Genomic DNA, 15,664 nt, shown 5'->3' on the forward strand with positions numbered 1-15,664 from the left:
GACGCCTTTGCACCGTGAGCGCAGTGTCAGGGCAGTGTCCGTATTGGCCCTACGCTTCGGCGCCCGACGGGTCGTTAGCTCGCGACGAAGCGGATCGCTTGAGCACCGCATTGAGGTCGTCGTGAAGCCTTCGAAGTACCGGTGTGCCGTATGTGCTCGGGACGGCGAGGCCATCCTCGACGAGTCGACTAGCGACGATTCGCTTGCCTGGCATCTTGAGGTTGTGTCCGTCCGCCCACCGACCGAGGACGGTTGGCCAAACTTCCGCTGTCGGTTCGGGAAGGTCCGGAAGTGCGGGGATTACGGTGTCAGGGTTACATTCTGCGAGGAGAAGGCGAACACCTTTCAGGTACGACTCTGCGTCGAGGAGGTTCTCCAGCGTCAGCGCATCAAGCGTGACGATGCGGTCTGATGGAACTCCGCCTGAAACAAGCGCAGACTTGCGATCCCTGCCACCCTTGTCACCATCAAGAACGTACGCGACCCTTGCTCCCGCAAGATCGAGCTCGGGGTACATGTCCGGCGGGACTTCGGAGAGTCCGGGTGCGACCTGGTACTCAAGGTCGGGCACGTTGATCGCGGACTTGATCAGGCTCGGCAGCAGAAGCATCTCGGATGCACCCTCACCAAGTACGACGTATCGAGCAGTGGAGAACGCAGCTGCACCGGCTCCCATCGCAAGCATGAGCGGTGAGAAGCCGGCCGCGCCGTGCCAGAAGCTGCCTTGAATCACGCTGCGATACTCGTGCTCGGAGTCGGGGACGACGGCACGGATATTGGAGCCGAGATCTGGCGGAAGGCACGCGGGCGAGTGCGTGGTGTAGATCACCTTCGCAGCCTGTTGCTGCGTCATGAACGTATTCACGAGGTCAGCTTGCGCGTCGATATGGAGGTGCGTTTCAGCCTCATCGATCAGGAGCACGGGCGGCGTGATCTCTTCGCGAACTGCCAAGAACGCAACGAGAGCGACAAACATCTTGAGACCGGCGCTTCGTTCATCGAACTGAGTGATCCGCTTGTCATCCTGTTTGATGCGAATGGACAGCACCGTCCGCTCAGTCTTCAGGACGACCGTTATCTTTGACTGCTTCCATGCAGCCTTGAACTTGGCTGCGAGCACGCGATTAGCTTCGTCGATGAGCGTCTCACGCTCGCCCTCATCGCCACTGGTAAAGGTCGCCCACAGGGCTCGGAGGTCGAGCCCAGCCATCCCAACGAGATTCGCCAATGACGCGGGCGGAGTCGCCACCAACTCGTCGCTCAGCGTATGCGTCGATGCGAGCGTTCGATCGGCTTCGCTGAACATGAGGATGTTGGGCGTGCGGTCGTAGAGAGCCTGCGCGACAGCGGCAGTCGGATCGTCCCGGTCGATCCAATTGAGAATGGCTGAGAGCGCGTCGGCCAACGGCGGAGTGAGCCCATACTTCGTGACCGCATCGCGGATGGAACGTAGAGGGCCTGCGTGCCGCGACGTCGCGGTTACGATTCCATCGAGTTCTATGTCGTTGAAGAGGGTCGCAATCGTGGACTCAGCCTGATTTCGAAGAGCGGCGTGCGCTTCATCGACTGGCACCTCGTTTCCTTCTTCGTCAGGCCCAGGCGCCTGATAGTCAAGCTGTGCGAACGTCCTCTTGGTGGCGGCCGTGCGTAGCGCCTTCACCGACTTCTCGAGAGGGGCGATTGCCTTACGCGGCGCGGGCTCGACGCGAAGATGAGGTTTCGGGTCGCTGGATGCCGTGCGCGACAGCCATATAGACGTCGGAGCGTCCTCGAGGTCGAATTCAACGACGCTGCTCTGATCTTCCTTATCGAGTAGATACTGAACGCTCACGACCGTGGCGTCGTCCGGCACGTTCAGATGGCGAGACCGCTCTGATGCTGAGAGAGTGGCTCTGTTGTCGATGAACGCAAGGGCGCGCAGCAGAGTGGTCTTTCCAGCCTCATTTGGACCAACAATGGCGATCACCTTGTTGTCGAGGTTGATCTTTCCTTCCGCCAAGCGACCGAACCCATTGATCGCGGCTTTCACGAGCCTCATATATCAGCTCCTTCGGGTGAGGCGTTTGATCGTTCCACGACCAGCCCATGGGTGTCGGTCGTGTATTCGTAGTCCACCGGTCCGATCGGTGCCGCGTCGAAGTGGTGTCTTGCGAACCGAATGCGCATCGCTTCGTCCCAGTCGAGGTCGTCGAGGTTTCGGGTGTCCTTCGTCTCACGCACCAAGTAGAGGCGCCGAGTGCCATCCTCGTCGTAGACAACGGCCCAGTCCGGTGAGTATTCACCGACTGGCGTCCGCACCTTGAATCGGCGAGGAAGCTTGGTGAACAGCTTCACGTGCTCGCGATTTGCTTCGAGCTGCGCCGCAAAAGAACGCTCAACATGACTGTCGTAGTCGACATAGTCATAGAGGTTGGTGCCGTCCGCGGGTGCCGCCACGACGCCGCTCTTCGGGTCGAGATTGCCCGGCTGTGCTTGTTGCGGATACTTGGTCTCAGCTTCGAGAAAGACCACATTGGCATCCCACGCCGTGCTCTCGTCCAGAGGCTCGTAGGTAATCCCGCTCACCATCTGGTCGATGGTTTCGATGCGGATCGCGTTTGCCACGATGCGCGCCCAGCGCTCAGGGTCATCGAGCACATACCGTCCGTAGTCGCGGTCAGGGTACTCAACGATCTCACGCACGATGCCGGCCAGGGTAGGCCGAGTGAGTTGGAGCGGAAATTTGCCGTACTGCAGCTGATCCTCGATAAGCGCCACGACGTCCGGCAGTCGTTGGCCCTCGATATGGATCCGTTCGCCGCGCGACTCAGCCACCGCCTTGTCGTCCGTGATGACGTTGCCTTCGTCGTCGTAGACAAGGTCTGCACTCTGCACGACGTTGGCTCGAAGCTGGATGAACTTCAGCTCCTCAAGGTGCTCGGACGCGGCAACGACCTCGCGAAGCGTCTGCGGTTCCACTGTGACGCGATACCGTGCTCGATACCGGATTCGGCTCCACAGTTCAGCGAACTCAGGGCTCTCGAAGAGCGCGGTGCGACGCCTGACAGTAACTTCGTGATCGGCGTTGTCCACTTCAGGTCCGGCGTCATCGGTCCCACCACCGGCGGCAGCGTACTCGGCGTTGAGCCCATCGCGGAACTCGCTGAATCCCTCGTCAACGATCAGCGTCAGACGATTGATTGCCGGGTCCATGACGCGACGGCCGCCCTGATCGACGGGGATACGCAGCCCGCGTCCAATCTGTTGACGACGCTCAAGCTCGGAGCGCGTGTGACGCAGGAAACCGACCTGGAAGACGTTGGGGTTGTCCCAACCTTCCTTAAGCGCTGAGTGCGAGAAGATAAACGCCCGAGGATTGGCGCGGTCAAGAATCAGCTCCTTGTTGGCGATGATCTCTTGATAGGCACGGCCCTCCAGCTCGGCGTCGGACGCGCGTCCGGAAGTGTCTTTGAGAATGCCGGTCTTCGTCGAAGGGAAGTAGGCCACGCGAAGCGCCGCGGGGTCTGGCATCCGGTCCTCGGTATTGCCAGCTCGCAGCCACTCCTCGCGGAAGAGTTCGTCGAAGAGAGATGGCAGCACCTCATCTTCACCGACGTAGTCAGCGACGCGCTCCACGAAGAAGAGGGACAGCACCTTGACGTCGTGACCGATCGAGTCGATCTGCGATTGGCGGGCGAGGTGCGTACGAATTGTGTGACGTATTTGATCACGCCAGACTGCGAGTTGATCGACACCGGTCTCTTGGCCGACCTGCACGATGAGGCCATTCTCGAACACGACGCGATCGGGCTTACGCTCCAAACTCTCGACCACCAGGCCACGGTACTGTGGCAGCTCTCCCGATTCTTCGAACAGATCGGTGCCGTTCTGGAGCACGATCGGGCCCCGCTCACCGCCCGACTTGTCGATGACCGCTTCGGCCATCAGCCGCTTGCTAATGCTGCGCAGCTTGTCGATGCGAACGTACGGCTTACCGTCCTCACCCGCGACGATGCCCTTCACCGACACACGCTTAACGAGACCGGCCTCCGCCGCTTGCTTCGACCCCAGCCGGTGAATGAGGTTGAAAGGCTCCTTATGCGTGGCGCTGTAGCGCAGCGCCACCAACGGGTTCAGTGTTGCAATCGCCTGGCGACGAAGCTTCGTCGCCATGTTCTGAGGCTCATCGATGAGAACAACCGGGCGAGCTTTCGCGATCTGCTGAACGCCACTCAGTGCCTCGCCCCAAAGCTGGGGCTGCTCGGCGCTTGAGTACAGAGTGTTCTTGTCCGGCTTGTCGAGCGCTTGGACGCTCGCAACGAGAAACTGCACCGTGCCAGATGGTTCAGAGAAGTCGCTCAGCGCCGAGGTCTCCCCCAGCACACCCCATTTGTACGGCACACTCGGATACTTCAGGCGGAAGTGCTCTTCGGTCTGTTCGAACGTCTTGACAACCCCGGCGCGAATCGCAATGGAGTGCACCAGGATGACGAACTTGCGGAGACCATACAGCTCTGCCAAGCGAAGAGCGGTCGAGATATAGACGTACGTCTTTCCCGTGCCGGTCTCCATCTCGACCGAGAAGTTTGGAAACTCGCGACCATGCTCCTGAAGGTCAGTCTCAGCAAGAAGTTCGAGCTTGGTCTGCTCCGGGACGCCCTCTCGCTTGGTGACCGCTTCAAGATTCTCGACCAAGAGATCGAGATCCAGCGCAAACCCCTTATGCCCATCGGCACCAGGCGCTTGCCCCGCGAGCGTGTCGCGCGGCGGAATCAGAGCACCCTCAAAGAGATCAACGACCGCCGCTACGGCCGAAGACTGGTGCGGCTGATCCTCAAAGCGAAACTTCACGAGGCACCCGCTCCAGAAGAATAAGTTGAGACTGCAGGCGCGGAGCCAGCGTAAGCGTCACGGAATCATCGACCATATCCCCGCGCACGATCAACGTGTCCGTGTCGGCGAGGCCGAGCGCATCGGCAGTCGCCAGCGCAAATGCATCCAACGAGACGAACAGTCGACCAGTAGCATCACCGACTGCAGGAGTGAATTCGTACACTGTCACGCCATCGAGGACGTGCTCAGTAACGGTGGCGTCGAGCCGTGTGCGGGTGGTCTTGAGCGCCACTTCCCAAGCCACATCGAGGGGATTCGCGTCGTCGACGACCGGGGAGCCGGCGGTGTAGTCGAGCACGCGCGTGAGGTAGTCACGGCTCGTGAGTTCTGCGGTCGCCACGATTGGCTTGTCGATGACGAGATTCGTCGGGCGAGTCCGGAATATGCGAAGGCCCAGCTCACGTGCGCCGTTCGTCTCCTGCTGGAGGTGCTTCGCGGCGCGGCGCAGGCGTTCTGCGGTGACTTCGAAGATCGTTTCGTAACCCGCAGCCAGCGCGTTCTTGCCCGATTCCTCGGACGCGTCGGGCTTCTCGGGAACCTGCACCAGGATCCAGTGCCGAGTCTTGTCGTCCTTCGGGTTCTGCTCCCACACAGCTTGGCCGGTGGAGCCAGATCCCGCGAAGAAGTCGAGGATCAGGTCACCGTCGTCGGTAAGAGAATGGAAGAGGCGAGCGAGCACGTCAGTACTCTTCGGGTCGTCGAATACCTTCGCCCCCATGAGCTTGTCGAGGCTCGACGATGCGCCGCGGCGGTCACGATAAAAGACCGAAGCGGGCGCCCACTTCTCGCGCATATGCAAGTAGGACTTTATTTGGACCCGTTTGCTCTTGTCCTCCGGGTACACGAGGCGTCCGTCGGCGTCGAGCTTCTCCATCGTCGCGCGCTCGTAGCGCCATCCCTTAGCCGGAGGGCTGTACCCCTTCCAGTCGTACAGCAGGTTCTCGCGGTAGTTCGGACTCGAGATATTGTCGGGGAACCAGATTCCGCGCTCGTCAACGCGACTGTAGTAATCGTGGTCTTTCGACGGGTCACCCTCTGGCAATGACTTGTACCACGCGCGCAGTTCCTTCGTCATGGTGTCGTAGTCGGAGCCGTGCGCCGCCCGCAAGTCCTCAACCTTCCGATAGATCGGATCGAGGCCCTCCTTCTTCTCACGCCAGCGAACGTCGTTTGCTTTCAGGTACGACAGATCGCGTGCGTAGACGAGGATGTAATCCTGGCCGCCACTGGTCAGTTTGGAATCGCCCTTCCGTGCGCCGCGCCACGTCATCATGTCGACGAAGTTCTCGGCGCCGAACACCGCATCGAGAAGAAGCCGCAAGTGATGGACTTCGTTGTTGTCGATCGAAACGAGAATCACTCCGTCACGACGGAGCAAGTGGCGAGCGAGCGTGAGCCGCGGGAACATCATGGTCAACCACGGAGCGTGCTTGCGACCGCCGGTCTCGATACGGCTGGTCATCGCGTTGCCTTGTTCATCGACCTGACCGGTCTCAGCGAGATACTGTCGCTCCGGCACCGCGAAGTCATCGTTATAGGTAAACGTGTCACCCGTGTTGTACGGGGGGTCGATGTAGATCAGCTTGACGGCGCGAGAGTAGCCGTTCTTCAGAAGCTTGAGCACCTGAAGGTTGTCGCCCTCAATGAGAACATCACCTGCGGTCTTCCAGTTGACCGAGGCAGCTTCATCGGGCGCAAGCGTGGCCGACGTCGCCGCACGTGCGTCTTGGCGCGCCGCTTCGATGCCGGGCCAACTGAAAGCGAAAGGCGAGGATTCCTCGTTACCAAGCTCGAGCGCGCCGAGGAGCGCGTCGCGATCAAGCTCGCCATCGAGGAAGGCACTAGGCACGAGATCACGGAGCTGCATGAGCAAGCGCTCTTTGTCGTCGGGAGTCTCTCCGGGTACTGATGTTGTCATGCTAGGCGTTCGCTCCTTCACGCGCGCAGGCGTGCTTACAGTTGTCTTGAAGTCCGTGTTTCACGCTACTGGAGAGCACAGACACTGCTACAGTGCCGCGCCGCCTCATCGCTGCGACGAACAATGCAGTCGGGAGATCATGAACTCAACCAGACACTGCGATCTATGCTGAATTATCGCATAATCTGGGGTTTTCGTGAAGAGTGGTTGCCGCTGCGTGGCCTTCCTCACGCGATCGGGGTCGCCGTTGCCTCCACTCGGAGTCTCCAGATCGGCCAAGTGTGCACAGTCCGAATCTGGTCGTCCGTCATTTGATCGACGAGGAAGTCCACTTCGCCATCGTCGCCGCTCAGCAATGCGCAGGCCAGCTCTGCCTCTTGTGCCATCACGTCGGCACTGCGCGTCATCTTCCGTTTCATCGCACGAATGGACTCGCGCTGCTCGTTCGTCAAGGAGCCTCTGCGCCAGAGGATCTGCCAACGGTTGATGAGATGCACGGCCTTCTCACCCTCGATCGAGATCACCCATTCATTAAGTGTCTCCGCCGCGCGGAGGAACTCTTCCTCGCGTTGCTTGCACGCGTCGGCGGCCAGGATCAAGCCCAGAACGCGTTGGTTCGCAAGACTCAGCGTGCGTTCCGCATCAGCGATCGCCTCGTACGCGCTCACAATCGAGTCGAGCCTGAGATTCAGGATTCTGGGGAGTTCGTCCTGCTCGACAACGTCGTAGGCGGTCACCGGTATGGCATCTCGCTCGAACTCTTCGTCCGCGCTCCAACGGAGCATGTGCGGGGCAGCGGGGTCAAACGGATCCACGTATCGCCATCGATTCGGAGCGCTGCCGGGCGTAACCAGGATCATCAGGAGCCACGGGCCGACATCCATAAGTCCGCGCGCGAGCTCGCCGTCCTCGTTGTAGGGTTCTTCACCCCGAATGAAAGCACGATGCAGGTTCTGAAGGTTCAGAACTTGTTCGTCGCCGAGTTCGTCGAACTCCACCAAATTGGCATCTACAGCGAGACGATTGAACACCTCTTGCAACTCTCGCAAGAACGCCCGCTGGTCCTTCAGCTCGGCATCCCAGCTCCCATCTGCGGTACTGCCGAGCGATGCGACACTGCCGTTTACTTCAAGTTCTCCGCGCGCCACGACCTCGGCGAGGAATTCGGTCGCTCGCAGGCGCTTCGCAAAGTTGCTCGGGGCCGTGAAATTGATTGTGACTTGTTGTTGCTTTTCGGTCGAGGTGAAGACCAGTAGAAGACCCTCGTCCAGCCGCACCTCGACCGATCTCTCGTCGAGCCGACGGACGGTGACATCGTCGTAGACGACTGGGCCACCGCCGAGCACGAACTTTGCTTCGTGCTCGATGTACTCCTGCGGAACGATGCGCACCGCTCCCCCGAGCGGCAGCGACATTCCGCCTTCAGTCGTAACTTCCAGCGCGAAGTCAATCTCGCCCGGCATGAGCAGCACCGGAGATGTCAGATCCAGATCGGTGGTGGAGTGCACAGTGAGTGACTGCATCTTCTCGAGCAGAACGGGGTCGAACCCCATCGAGGTTCGCTGTTCCTTCGTCTTCAGCGCGAGCCCGACAATGCGTTCGATCTCGCTCGGATCGTTGCGGAACTTCTTGAACGCCACCGAGACCTTCTGTCCCTCGGGAGCGTTGCGGAGATAGTGCTCGATGGTAAAGGGCGACAGTAGGGCGTAGTACGGCGAACAGTGCCCCTGGCGATCGACGGCAACGTAGAAATAGAGGACACCCGAGTCCTTCTGGAACCCGCGCAGAGCGACGGGATCAATCCCGAAAGTGAGCTGCTCTTTCAGCTTCCCGGTGCGGGTGCGCCCCTTAACCTGGACCGACACCCGGCCTCGCCAGTCATCATTCTTACGACCGATGCCGCTGTACACGTCAATGTGCCCATCCGTGAATGGCGTCTTGTCGTTCGACGCAATGATCGGCTTCAAGTGCGGGCAACGCGCAACCATGCTCTGGATCTTGGATACCGCCAGCGCTTCCACTTCCATAGACCTCATCCTGGCAGGGCGCTCGGACCACCCGTGTCAGTACGTGTGCGTGCCGCGGCGTGGTGACTGCGAGCATCATGTGCGCAACGGCATCTGCGAACCGATAGATCGTGCGAGAGCAAGAGAATAGGCGGCGACCACTCCAGGCGAGGCCATGAGGCTCTCGAAGCTGGGCAGTCGCCGCCTTAGCGGATAGGTGAGGGAAGCGGGCTACGCCGCTCCCCGAGTGTTGCTGGCACTCTCAACCGGCAGGACGCGAACATCTTCGGCCAGCATCCATCGTTCGAGCGTGAGCATCGCCCAGACGACCGCCTCCGCGTACTCGGGATACGTCGCTTGGTTGCCGTGCCACTTACGATCGTCGGTGGTGCGAACTTCGACACGATAGACCGCCGGCGTGAGCAACAGGTCGCGCACGGCAGCGGGCACGTCAGTGCTTTCACCGTTTCGCCCAGGAAGCCCCACGATCACCGCGTCGCCAACGAGCACCGCCTTTAGGCGCACGGCAGGGGCGTGGTACCACCACAGGAACGAAGCGCGGCTGTTGAACGGCAGGTGCCGGAGCAACCCCTCCTCGTTGACATAGATGGTTATGCCGAGGTCGAGCACATCGACCGCTTCGACCCACCCATCGACCGCCTCGCGGTAGTCGTCCAGCCCGCGAATTCGCGTTGCTCGAGCAGGTGTTTGTCGTTAGCCGGGACGACGATTCCGGTCACCATGATTCGTCCTCGAACAGAGCATCGGTGCTTCGGGATGCCTCTGCTTGGATGCGGAAGGCCGAGCCACGTTGAAACGAACGGGCGAACAACATGCACCACATCGCAGCGTCGTAGATGTTGCCGAAACGTGCGAAAGTGTCGTTCCAGCGGTTGTCGTCGTTGCGGCTGACCTGCACCACAAATCGGTGGCGACGCATCAAGCCGTAGACGACGTGGTCCGGAACATCCGCGCCACCGAAGTGCTCGGCGTTACCCGAGATCACCACGTCGCCGAGGATCACACTGGGCAACTCCGCGCCCGCGTTGTAGTACCAATACAGTGCCGTCGCTCGGGCGTTCAGCGCTCCGTGCTCACGGGGCAGCGCCTCGTTCGTCCAGAACGTGATGCCGAGCGCCGTCACTTCGTACGGCTCGAGGAAACCACCAGTCACTTCCTGGAAGTCTCCGATGCTGGCGAGCTCCTGCATCCGGAGCGCGTCAGTTGGGTCATGCGGGATGACGATCGTAGTGACCATCGTTCCCACCTCCTTACTGTTATCGCGGCCGAGAACTCTGTGGTTCTCTGACAAGCCGCGGGGCAGTAACGAGGACAGGGTTGTTGAGGGCAGTCGCCCGGGGAGAGCGCGCTGGCCGCGCACTGCAATCCCTGGACGAGCCGCCCCTCCGCTCCCCAGTCCAGAGGGAGCTTGTGTCGTCAGGCAGGGCCTGACTTGGCACGAGGAGATTTCGCTCCGGTGCCGCCGAAGATGGCCTCGATCGCGCTTTGCTTGGTCTTCGCTTCGCGTTCGATCTCGGCGCGTACCGATTCGGCCCTGGCGAGCACCTTCGGGTCGGACCTGCTGGATTCGACCCAGGCCTCGAGGGCGATTCGGATCTCTTCGGTGACGGAGCGGTCGTTGAGCTGGGCTATCACTTCCAGCTGCGCCCGCAGTCCGTCTGTGATCCGCACCGATAGTGGGCGGATCGGGCCGAGTGCCGTGGCTGGCACTTCGGCGGTTTTGTTCTCAGCCATGCTGAGCCTCCTCATCGGGAGCGGCCGGCGAACCAGGTGGTTCTCCTACAAGCCGCAGGCCGACGAGGAACAGGGCCGATTATGAACCGATGGTTTCGGGCGTCAATCTTCTGTTCGCAATTGTTGTAAAAACTACGGCGCGCGAAGTCTTGAACAGATTGCGCTCATAGTTCATAGTCATGCGCAGTTATGGCGCGAAAGGCATCACGCACCAGTTTTGATTTTGTTGAGCATTCGATTCGAGTGCGCGGCTTAAGAGCGACCAAAGGATTCACGATAGTTGAACTCTTGATTGTCGTTGTTGTAATCGCCATCCTCGCAGCAATCACCATAGTCGCGTATAACGGTATCTCAAACACTGCAAATGATTCTGCAGTGCAGGCCGATTTATCGAATCTCGCGCGTAAAGTTCAGCTAGTGCATGCGCGAACCGGAAGCTATCCTGCTGGGGGTCGAGTTACTACGGACGGATCGACATGGACCGGAGCGAGCACCAACTTTCCAGAAGTTCAAATTAAACTCGCCCATCGTGCTTACGACGATTCCCCCAACACGTTGGCATATTGCAGCGGACCGGACAATGTTACCGGTTCATCCGAATTTCGGATACTGGCCCACAGCAGGTCGGGACGCTATTACGAATACAGTTCTATGGATGGCCTTACAGACAGAGGTACCGCGTATCTACCAATATATGAGCATCTGAGTACGTGCGACGGATTTGGGCTTCCGCGCAGCTTCTCCTCCGCATACAACTCGAATACAAACGTTTGGTCAGACTGGGCTCAGTAACCGGCGCACCGAAACGAACACCACGAGCTACTGCAGAACTATCTGGAGTGGGCAGAACAAGACGTCAAGGAGTCAGACCCGGTCCGCCCGCCACTGCCCCCAGAGTGAGCGCCCTGATCCTGGCTACCGCGAATGGTCGGGGTGGAAAGAGCGCATTCCACACTGGATACAGTGATCAGCGGGCGCCGGAGTGCGAGCGGTCAGTCGTCCGAACCACCCTCGCTTACGACGAGTAGTTCCTCCTCGCCGCGCTCGTCCCATGAGGTGGGTGCAGTTCCGAGGTTCTTCCGCGCAGCCTTGATGATGAGCCATCCGAAAGCGTGATTGCCCCCCGCGCCGACCACGACGCCGATTGCCATCGGAATCTGCTTGCCCAGCACGAGCAGGCCCTGTTTCGTGCCGTACTTCGTGATGAAGTTGGGACCCAGTACCTTGTTCGCTGCTTTGATCGTCGACATCGGGATCGACTGGATAATCTTCTTACTCCAGTACGGAGCAGTGCGCGCCAGCAGCGGGTCTACGGTGGCGGTCATAGCGGAGTTACCCACTAAGGCCGCGGCTACGAGAAACTTACGCCGTTCGGTGTCTTCGACATCGACGCCGTAGATCTCGGCAACTGACAACACGTAGAGGACCGATGCTTCGAGAAAAGCAAGGAGATCTGCCGCCGCGACCGGCACCTGCACCCATCCGTTTGGAACAATCGCGGCCGCGCCCGCTCCCGCGCCGGTCGTAGTAACTGCCCCCAAATACACCTTGTTTAGAAATGAGATCAGCTCGGCTGGCGACTTGTGGGGATGAACGCGTCGGAGACGCGCAACGTTCTCGACCGCAATCGGGTACTGCGCCTCGAGTGCTTTGTTGAGCCCCGCCTTCACCAAGGCCTGCGGGGTGAGCTTCTTTTCGACTGCCACGAGTCCATTATCGGTAGGGTGACGGACATGGAGCCGCCCTTCGTCATCGACGTGCCGCATCCGCGGTTCTTCAGGGATGATCACTGCGCCAACTGCCTCACCGAGCTTCCCATCGATATCCAGGGGCTGTACTGCTCAACGTGGTGTCAAGAAGTCGCCGCTCACGTGCGCTACCTGCGGCGCGTGTTCCGCGATGGCCGCTTCACCGATCCCGATGTCCAGCTCGCGATCCAGACGAAGAACGCCTTCCTGCTTGTCGGCGGATACCGCTCTCTGGGGCGACAGCTCACGCCGCAGCTTCGGGCAGAAGTGCGCGTTCGCGACAGCGGACGCTGCCAGCAGTGCGGTAAGACCGGAGCCGAGGTCGATCACATCCAAGGCAACTCCGACGATCTCGAGAACCTCCAGCTTCTATGCCTCGATTGCCATCACAAGAAGACTGCGCAGAACTTCGTGCCCGCCAGTGAGAACAGCAAGCGGCTTCTGAAGGGATTCATGAAGACGCGAGTCCAACCGGCCGACCCTCAACTCCTTGCCGACGACGAGCAGGATTGGAACGGCCTCTGGCGGCGTCTTCAATCCGAGCGCAAGGAGCGCTTCAACGCGCGTCTTAAAGCGGCGGACGTGCGGGTTCGACGTGATGACTCTCATGCCAAGAAAGTGCTGGCCCTTCTCGAAGTGACAGTTGAAGCAGACCCATCGCCAGCCGTACCGGGCTACAGCTTCAATACCGACGTGTTCTTCGAGAACGTGCTGCGACGCGCTTGGAACTCCTGAGTGGGAGACCAGTAACGTGACTCCCATGGACGACTGGATCGCAGCTCGAGGCGTATGGCCACTTCGCGATGAACCTGGTTGCACTCCGATTCCAGAACACCTGCTCGCGGATCCCGACCTTTCGCTGATGGCAAAGGGAGTCCTTGCCCTGCTTCTCGCCGAGCGAGGACGGCCGGTGAACCCGTACAAGGATGCCTACGAGGATGAAGCGGACATCCGCGCCGCTGTCGAGGAGCTTCTCGCTGCAGACCTTGTTGTGCGAGTAGCGCGATGAGCGAGCTGATCGGCTACCAGGAGCGCACCACCTGGATGGGCCAAGAAATCCTGACGCTCGCAGACATCTGGCCCGACAACCCCAGAGCCATGATCGTCGGCCTCAACCCGGCACCAACCAGCGTCGAAGCCGGGCACTATTACCAAGGCAGGGCAGGCCAAGGACAGCTGCGAAAGCTCGCCGCAACCGGGCTCTTTGAGTTGCCAGGTGGCCGGCACTTTGAGAAAGCGGCGCTTGCGTCAGGTGTGGGCTTCACCGATGTCGTCAAGCGCCCGACGACGGGCGAAGGGGGCGTCACAAAGGCCGAGATCGCTTACGGCTCTCGGCTGCTCGCCGACAACTTGAGCGCCCGAAATGTTGGCCTTGTCATCTGCGTTTTCCGCCATCCGGTCAAGGAGCTGCTCGGTGTCGAAGGCCGGTCGGGAATGCAAGAGAAGCGCACCTTATGGGGCGCGCAGGTATTTAGGATGCCTGGACCCTACGACAAGCGTGAGACGGTCGAGAAGGTGTTGGCTGAGCTCACCGGGTCGTTGCGAAATTGAAGTCTCGAGCGCAAACGTGGGCTCAGATCTATCTAGCGCCCCGGAACCCAATATCTGACGCCGTTATAGGCGACGATCGTGATGGCCGCGAGGACGGCAATGACGACGAAGATCAACAATTCGACGATGGTAAATCCCCGTCGTGACGAGTTCAGAGTTTGTAACGGTCGTTCCTGGTGCCGCATTGCTGCGCACGACTATGAAGCATGAGCGGAATGAAGTCAAGGGTGTGCAAACGTTCACCCGTCGACTCCCCTCGAACGAGCTCGGCAGCTGACACGCTGGCGCTACTGCGCCGCCTCGGGAACCTCCGCTTCCATCACGAGCCTTTCGTACATCCGGTCTGCAAGGCCGCGGATCTCGTCTGGGAGCATGCGGTACCGATAGTGATGCCAGCTCACTCCTTCCCACTTCGTCCAGTCGCAGGTTCTCGCGGCAGCTTCGGCGCGCGTCGTCATCTTCGTGCCTTCCAGGCCGGGGCGGAAGGCAAGCATGATGAGCAGCCGTTCCCGATAGAACGGACTAGCTTCTTCCTCAACGAAGATGCGCAGGCGCTTCTCTGCATGAATCCATCGGATGCCTGGTGTCGGAGCATCGCTGTCGTCTAGGTCTTCACTGATCCACCTCCCTAGTTGGGGGGCGACGCGACCGATGTGCCTTGCTTGAGCGCCGGAGCGTAAAAGTGAGGTCAGCGCCACCTCGATCATCTCTGGTGAGGGGCGAGGTTCACCTCGCTTCTCTTCTTGCATCCTCGCCGGTGAGATGAGTCACCGAAATCGTATTTTCACTTCGTGCCTCATACGGCTGAATGCACATCGGATCGGACACTCAGCCATTGGCTTCATACCTGCCGTGGTTCTGGGCCTACACCTCGCTTTCTGCCTTGGACTTGCGGCGTGCCATGCGGAGACAGGTGTTCTCCGGTGGCCTGAGTGTATCCACCTTTTAGCGCGTTGAACAGGTTCAGAAACGAGACCGGAGACGGCATAGAGGTCACGTCTGATACCCGCCTGGCAGAGCGCGAACCAGCCTGTGGATAACCTGCACAGTTTTCGCCACAAAGACGCGAGCGATACGCAAGCCGTTCTCTGTTCCACTCTCTCCGACGAAGCAAACCGGCTCGTCGCATAGACCGAACACAACGGAGCATCATGAACATCACACAAGGACTGGTTCCCGCCACCGGGAACCAGATGGAAGCCCGTCAACTCGGCAGCATGTCGTTGGGCATTCAGCGCCAGGTGCGGCGCGAGATCGAGCGTGCGCAGGCCCAAGCGGTCATGGCGAAGCTTCACGAGGATGCGCGCGCCATGCTCACGCATACCGCGTTGGAGCACGTCAGTGCACTCTCGGCACTCGAAGAACACTGCCTCCGGGTTGCACCGCTCGGTGAAGCCCGGTATCGCGAGATCGTCGATAGCTACGCCATCGGCGCTGCCGCAGCGGTTCGGCGGTGGAACTGATGCTGGCCGGTCTGCTCGCACTCGCCGTACTCGGTCTCGTCGGAACCGTCGCTGCCGTTGGATACACCGGCGTCGGCGTGGTGACGGGAGGTGAATGGCTGACGAAGCGAATCACCCACTGGCGACGCGCTCGACGCGACCGGATCGAGGCGGAACTCGACCGCAAGCAGAACGAGCTTCGCGGCACGATCCTGCGTCTCGCCGACGCACTGGGAGCCGAGGCGCACGAGGCCCGCAAAGCACTGATCCGGGAGTCGTACCTGGCCTCGGGCAAGGTACCCGAGCGTCCAACCGATTCCTGAGGCTTGCTGGCGGCGAGCATGGTTCGCTCTGCTTTCCGCCAGCGCCCAG

14 protein-coding genes and 1 pseudogene are annotated in these 15,664 nt (G+C 60.4%); 6 read left to right on the top strand and 9 right to left on the bottom strand.

All coding sequences use genetic code 11. The features are described from left to right. Nucleotides 1-49: 49 nt before the first annotated feature. From ACQUSX_RS03030 to ACQUSX_RS03060, 7 genes and pseudogenes are all read right to left on the bottom strand, one after another. Entirely contained in the window at nt 50-2,038 is a 1,989-nt protein-coding gene (locus tag ACQUSX_RS03030) for an AAA family ATPase (protein WP_428905486.1), read from the bottom strand. After that, nucleotides 2,035-4,830 (bottom strand): restriction endonuclease, encoded by a 2,796-nt coding sequence (locus ACQUSX_RS03035; RefSeq protein ID WP_428905487.1) that lies wholly within the window; start codon nt 4,828-4,830, stop codon nt 2,035-2,037. Before ACQUSX_RS03035 ends, ACQUSX_RS03030 begins: the two co-directional genes overlap by 4 nt. Beyond that, nucleotides 4,814-6,790 (bottom strand): site-specific DNA-methyltransferase, encoded by a 1,977-nt coding sequence (locus tag ACQUSX_RS03040; protein WP_428905488.1) that lies wholly within the window; start codon nt 6,788-6,790, stop codon nt 4,814-4,816. The genes ACQUSX_RS03035 and ACQUSX_RS03040 overlap by 17 nt, the downstream gene beginning before the upstream one ends. 227 nt (nt 6,791-7,017) lie before the next feature. Then, entirely contained in the window at nt 7,018-8,817 is a 1,800-nt protein-coding gene (locus ACQUSX_RS03045; protein WP_428905489.1) for a hypothetical protein, read from the bottom strand. A 210-nt stretch (nt 8,818-9,027) separates the two neighbouring features. Beyond that, nucleotides 9,028-9,489, bottom strand: a pseudogene (locus tag ACQUSX_RS03050) (DUF3846 domain-containing protein); the annotation flags it as partial. Between the two features lie 43 nt (nt 9,490-9,532). Then, the gene (locus ACQUSX_RS03055; protein WP_428905490.1) at nt 9,533-10,063 is read right to left on the bottom strand and encodes a hypothetical protein; all 531 of its coding nucleotides are present in this window, start codon (nt 10,061-10,063) and stop codon (nt 9,533-9,535) included. A 170-nt stretch (nt 10,064-10,233) separates the two neighbouring features. After that, the gene (locus tag ACQUSX_RS03060; RefSeq protein ID WP_428905491.1) at nt 10,234-10,551 is read right to left on the bottom strand and encodes a ribbon-helix-helix domain-containing protein; all 318 of its coding nucleotides are present in this window, start codon (nt 10,549-10,551) and stop codon (nt 10,234-10,236) included. Between the two features lie 189 nt (nt 10,552-10,740). Here ACQUSX_RS03060 and ACQUSX_RS03065 point away from each other — a divergent pair, with 189 nt between their 5' ends. After that, nucleotides 10,741-11,343 carry a prepilin-type N-terminal cleavage/methylation domain-containing protein gene (locus tag ACQUSX_RS03065; protein ID WP_428905492.1) on the top strand — a complete coding sequence of 201 codons (603 nt, stop codon included), beginning with the start codon at nt 10,741-10,743 and terminating at the stop codon, nt 11,341-11,343. A gap of 200 nt (nt 11,344-11,543) precedes the next feature. On the opposite strand, the gene ACQUSX_RS03070 is transcribed toward ACQUSX_RS03065, so the two are convergent. Then, nucleotides 11,544-12,257, bottom strand: a complete 714-nt coding sequence (locus tag ACQUSX_RS03070) for a hypothetical protein (RefSeq protein WP_428905493.1) — start codon at nt 12,255-12,257, stop codon at nt 11,544-11,546. A gap of 27 nt (nt 12,258-12,284) precedes the next feature. On the opposite strand from ACQUSX_RS03070, the gene ACQUSX_RS03075 reads away from it, so the two are divergent. From ACQUSX_RS03075 to ACQUSX_RS03085, 3 genes are read left to right on the top strand one after another with little or no spacing between them, the layout of a single operon-like run. Further along, nucleotides 12,285-13,034 (top strand): HNH endonuclease, encoded by a 750-nt coding sequence (locus tag ACQUSX_RS03075; RefSeq protein WP_428905494.1) that lies wholly within the window; start codon nt 12,285-12,287, stop codon nt 13,032-13,034. 25 nt (nt 13,035-13,059) lie between these two features. Further along, nucleotides 13,060-13,308, top strand: a complete 249-nt coding sequence (locus tag ACQUSX_RS03080; RefSeq protein WP_428905495.1) for a hypothetical protein — start codon at nt 13,060-13,062, stop codon at nt 13,306-13,308. Beyond that, complete coding sequence (locus ACQUSX_RS03085; RefSeq protein WP_428905496.1) at nt 13,305-13,850, top strand: uracil-DNA glycosylase family protein; 546 nt, start codon at nt 13,305-13,307, stop codon at nt 13,848-13,850. Before ACQUSX_RS03080 ends, ACQUSX_RS03085 begins: the two co-directional genes overlap by 4 nt. Before the next feature lie 287 nt (nt 13,851-14,137). Here ACQUSX_RS03085 and ACQUSX_RS03090 read toward each other — a convergent pair whose 3' ends face one another. After that, the gene (locus ACQUSX_RS03090; RefSeq protein ID WP_428905497.1) at nt 14,138-14,599 is read right to left on the bottom strand and encodes a hypothetical protein; all 462 of its coding nucleotides are present in this window, start codon (nt 14,597-14,599) and stop codon (nt 14,138-14,140) included. A gap of 402 nt (nt 14,600-15,001) precedes the next feature. Here ACQUSX_RS03090 and ACQUSX_RS03095 point away from each other — a divergent pair, with 402 nt between their 5' ends. Next, a complete protein-coding gene (locus ACQUSX_RS03095) occupies nt 15,002-15,313 on the top strand; it encodes a hypothetical protein (RefSeq protein ID WP_428905498.1) in 312 nt (103 codons plus the stop codon). Next, nucleotides 15,304-15,615 (top strand): hypothetical protein, encoded by a 312-nt coding sequence (locus tag ACQUSX_RS03100; protein WP_428905499.1) that lies wholly within the window; start codon nt 15,304-15,306, stop codon nt 15,613-15,615. Before ACQUSX_RS03095 ends, ACQUSX_RS03100 begins: the two co-directional genes overlap by 10 nt. Nucleotides 15,616-15,664: the final 49 nt, after the last annotated feature.

Source organism: Microbacterium alcoholitolerans, from assembly GCF_050408615.1.
Taxonomy (GTDB): Bacteria; Actinomycetota; Actinomycetes; order Actinomycetales; family Microbacteriaceae; genus Microbacterium.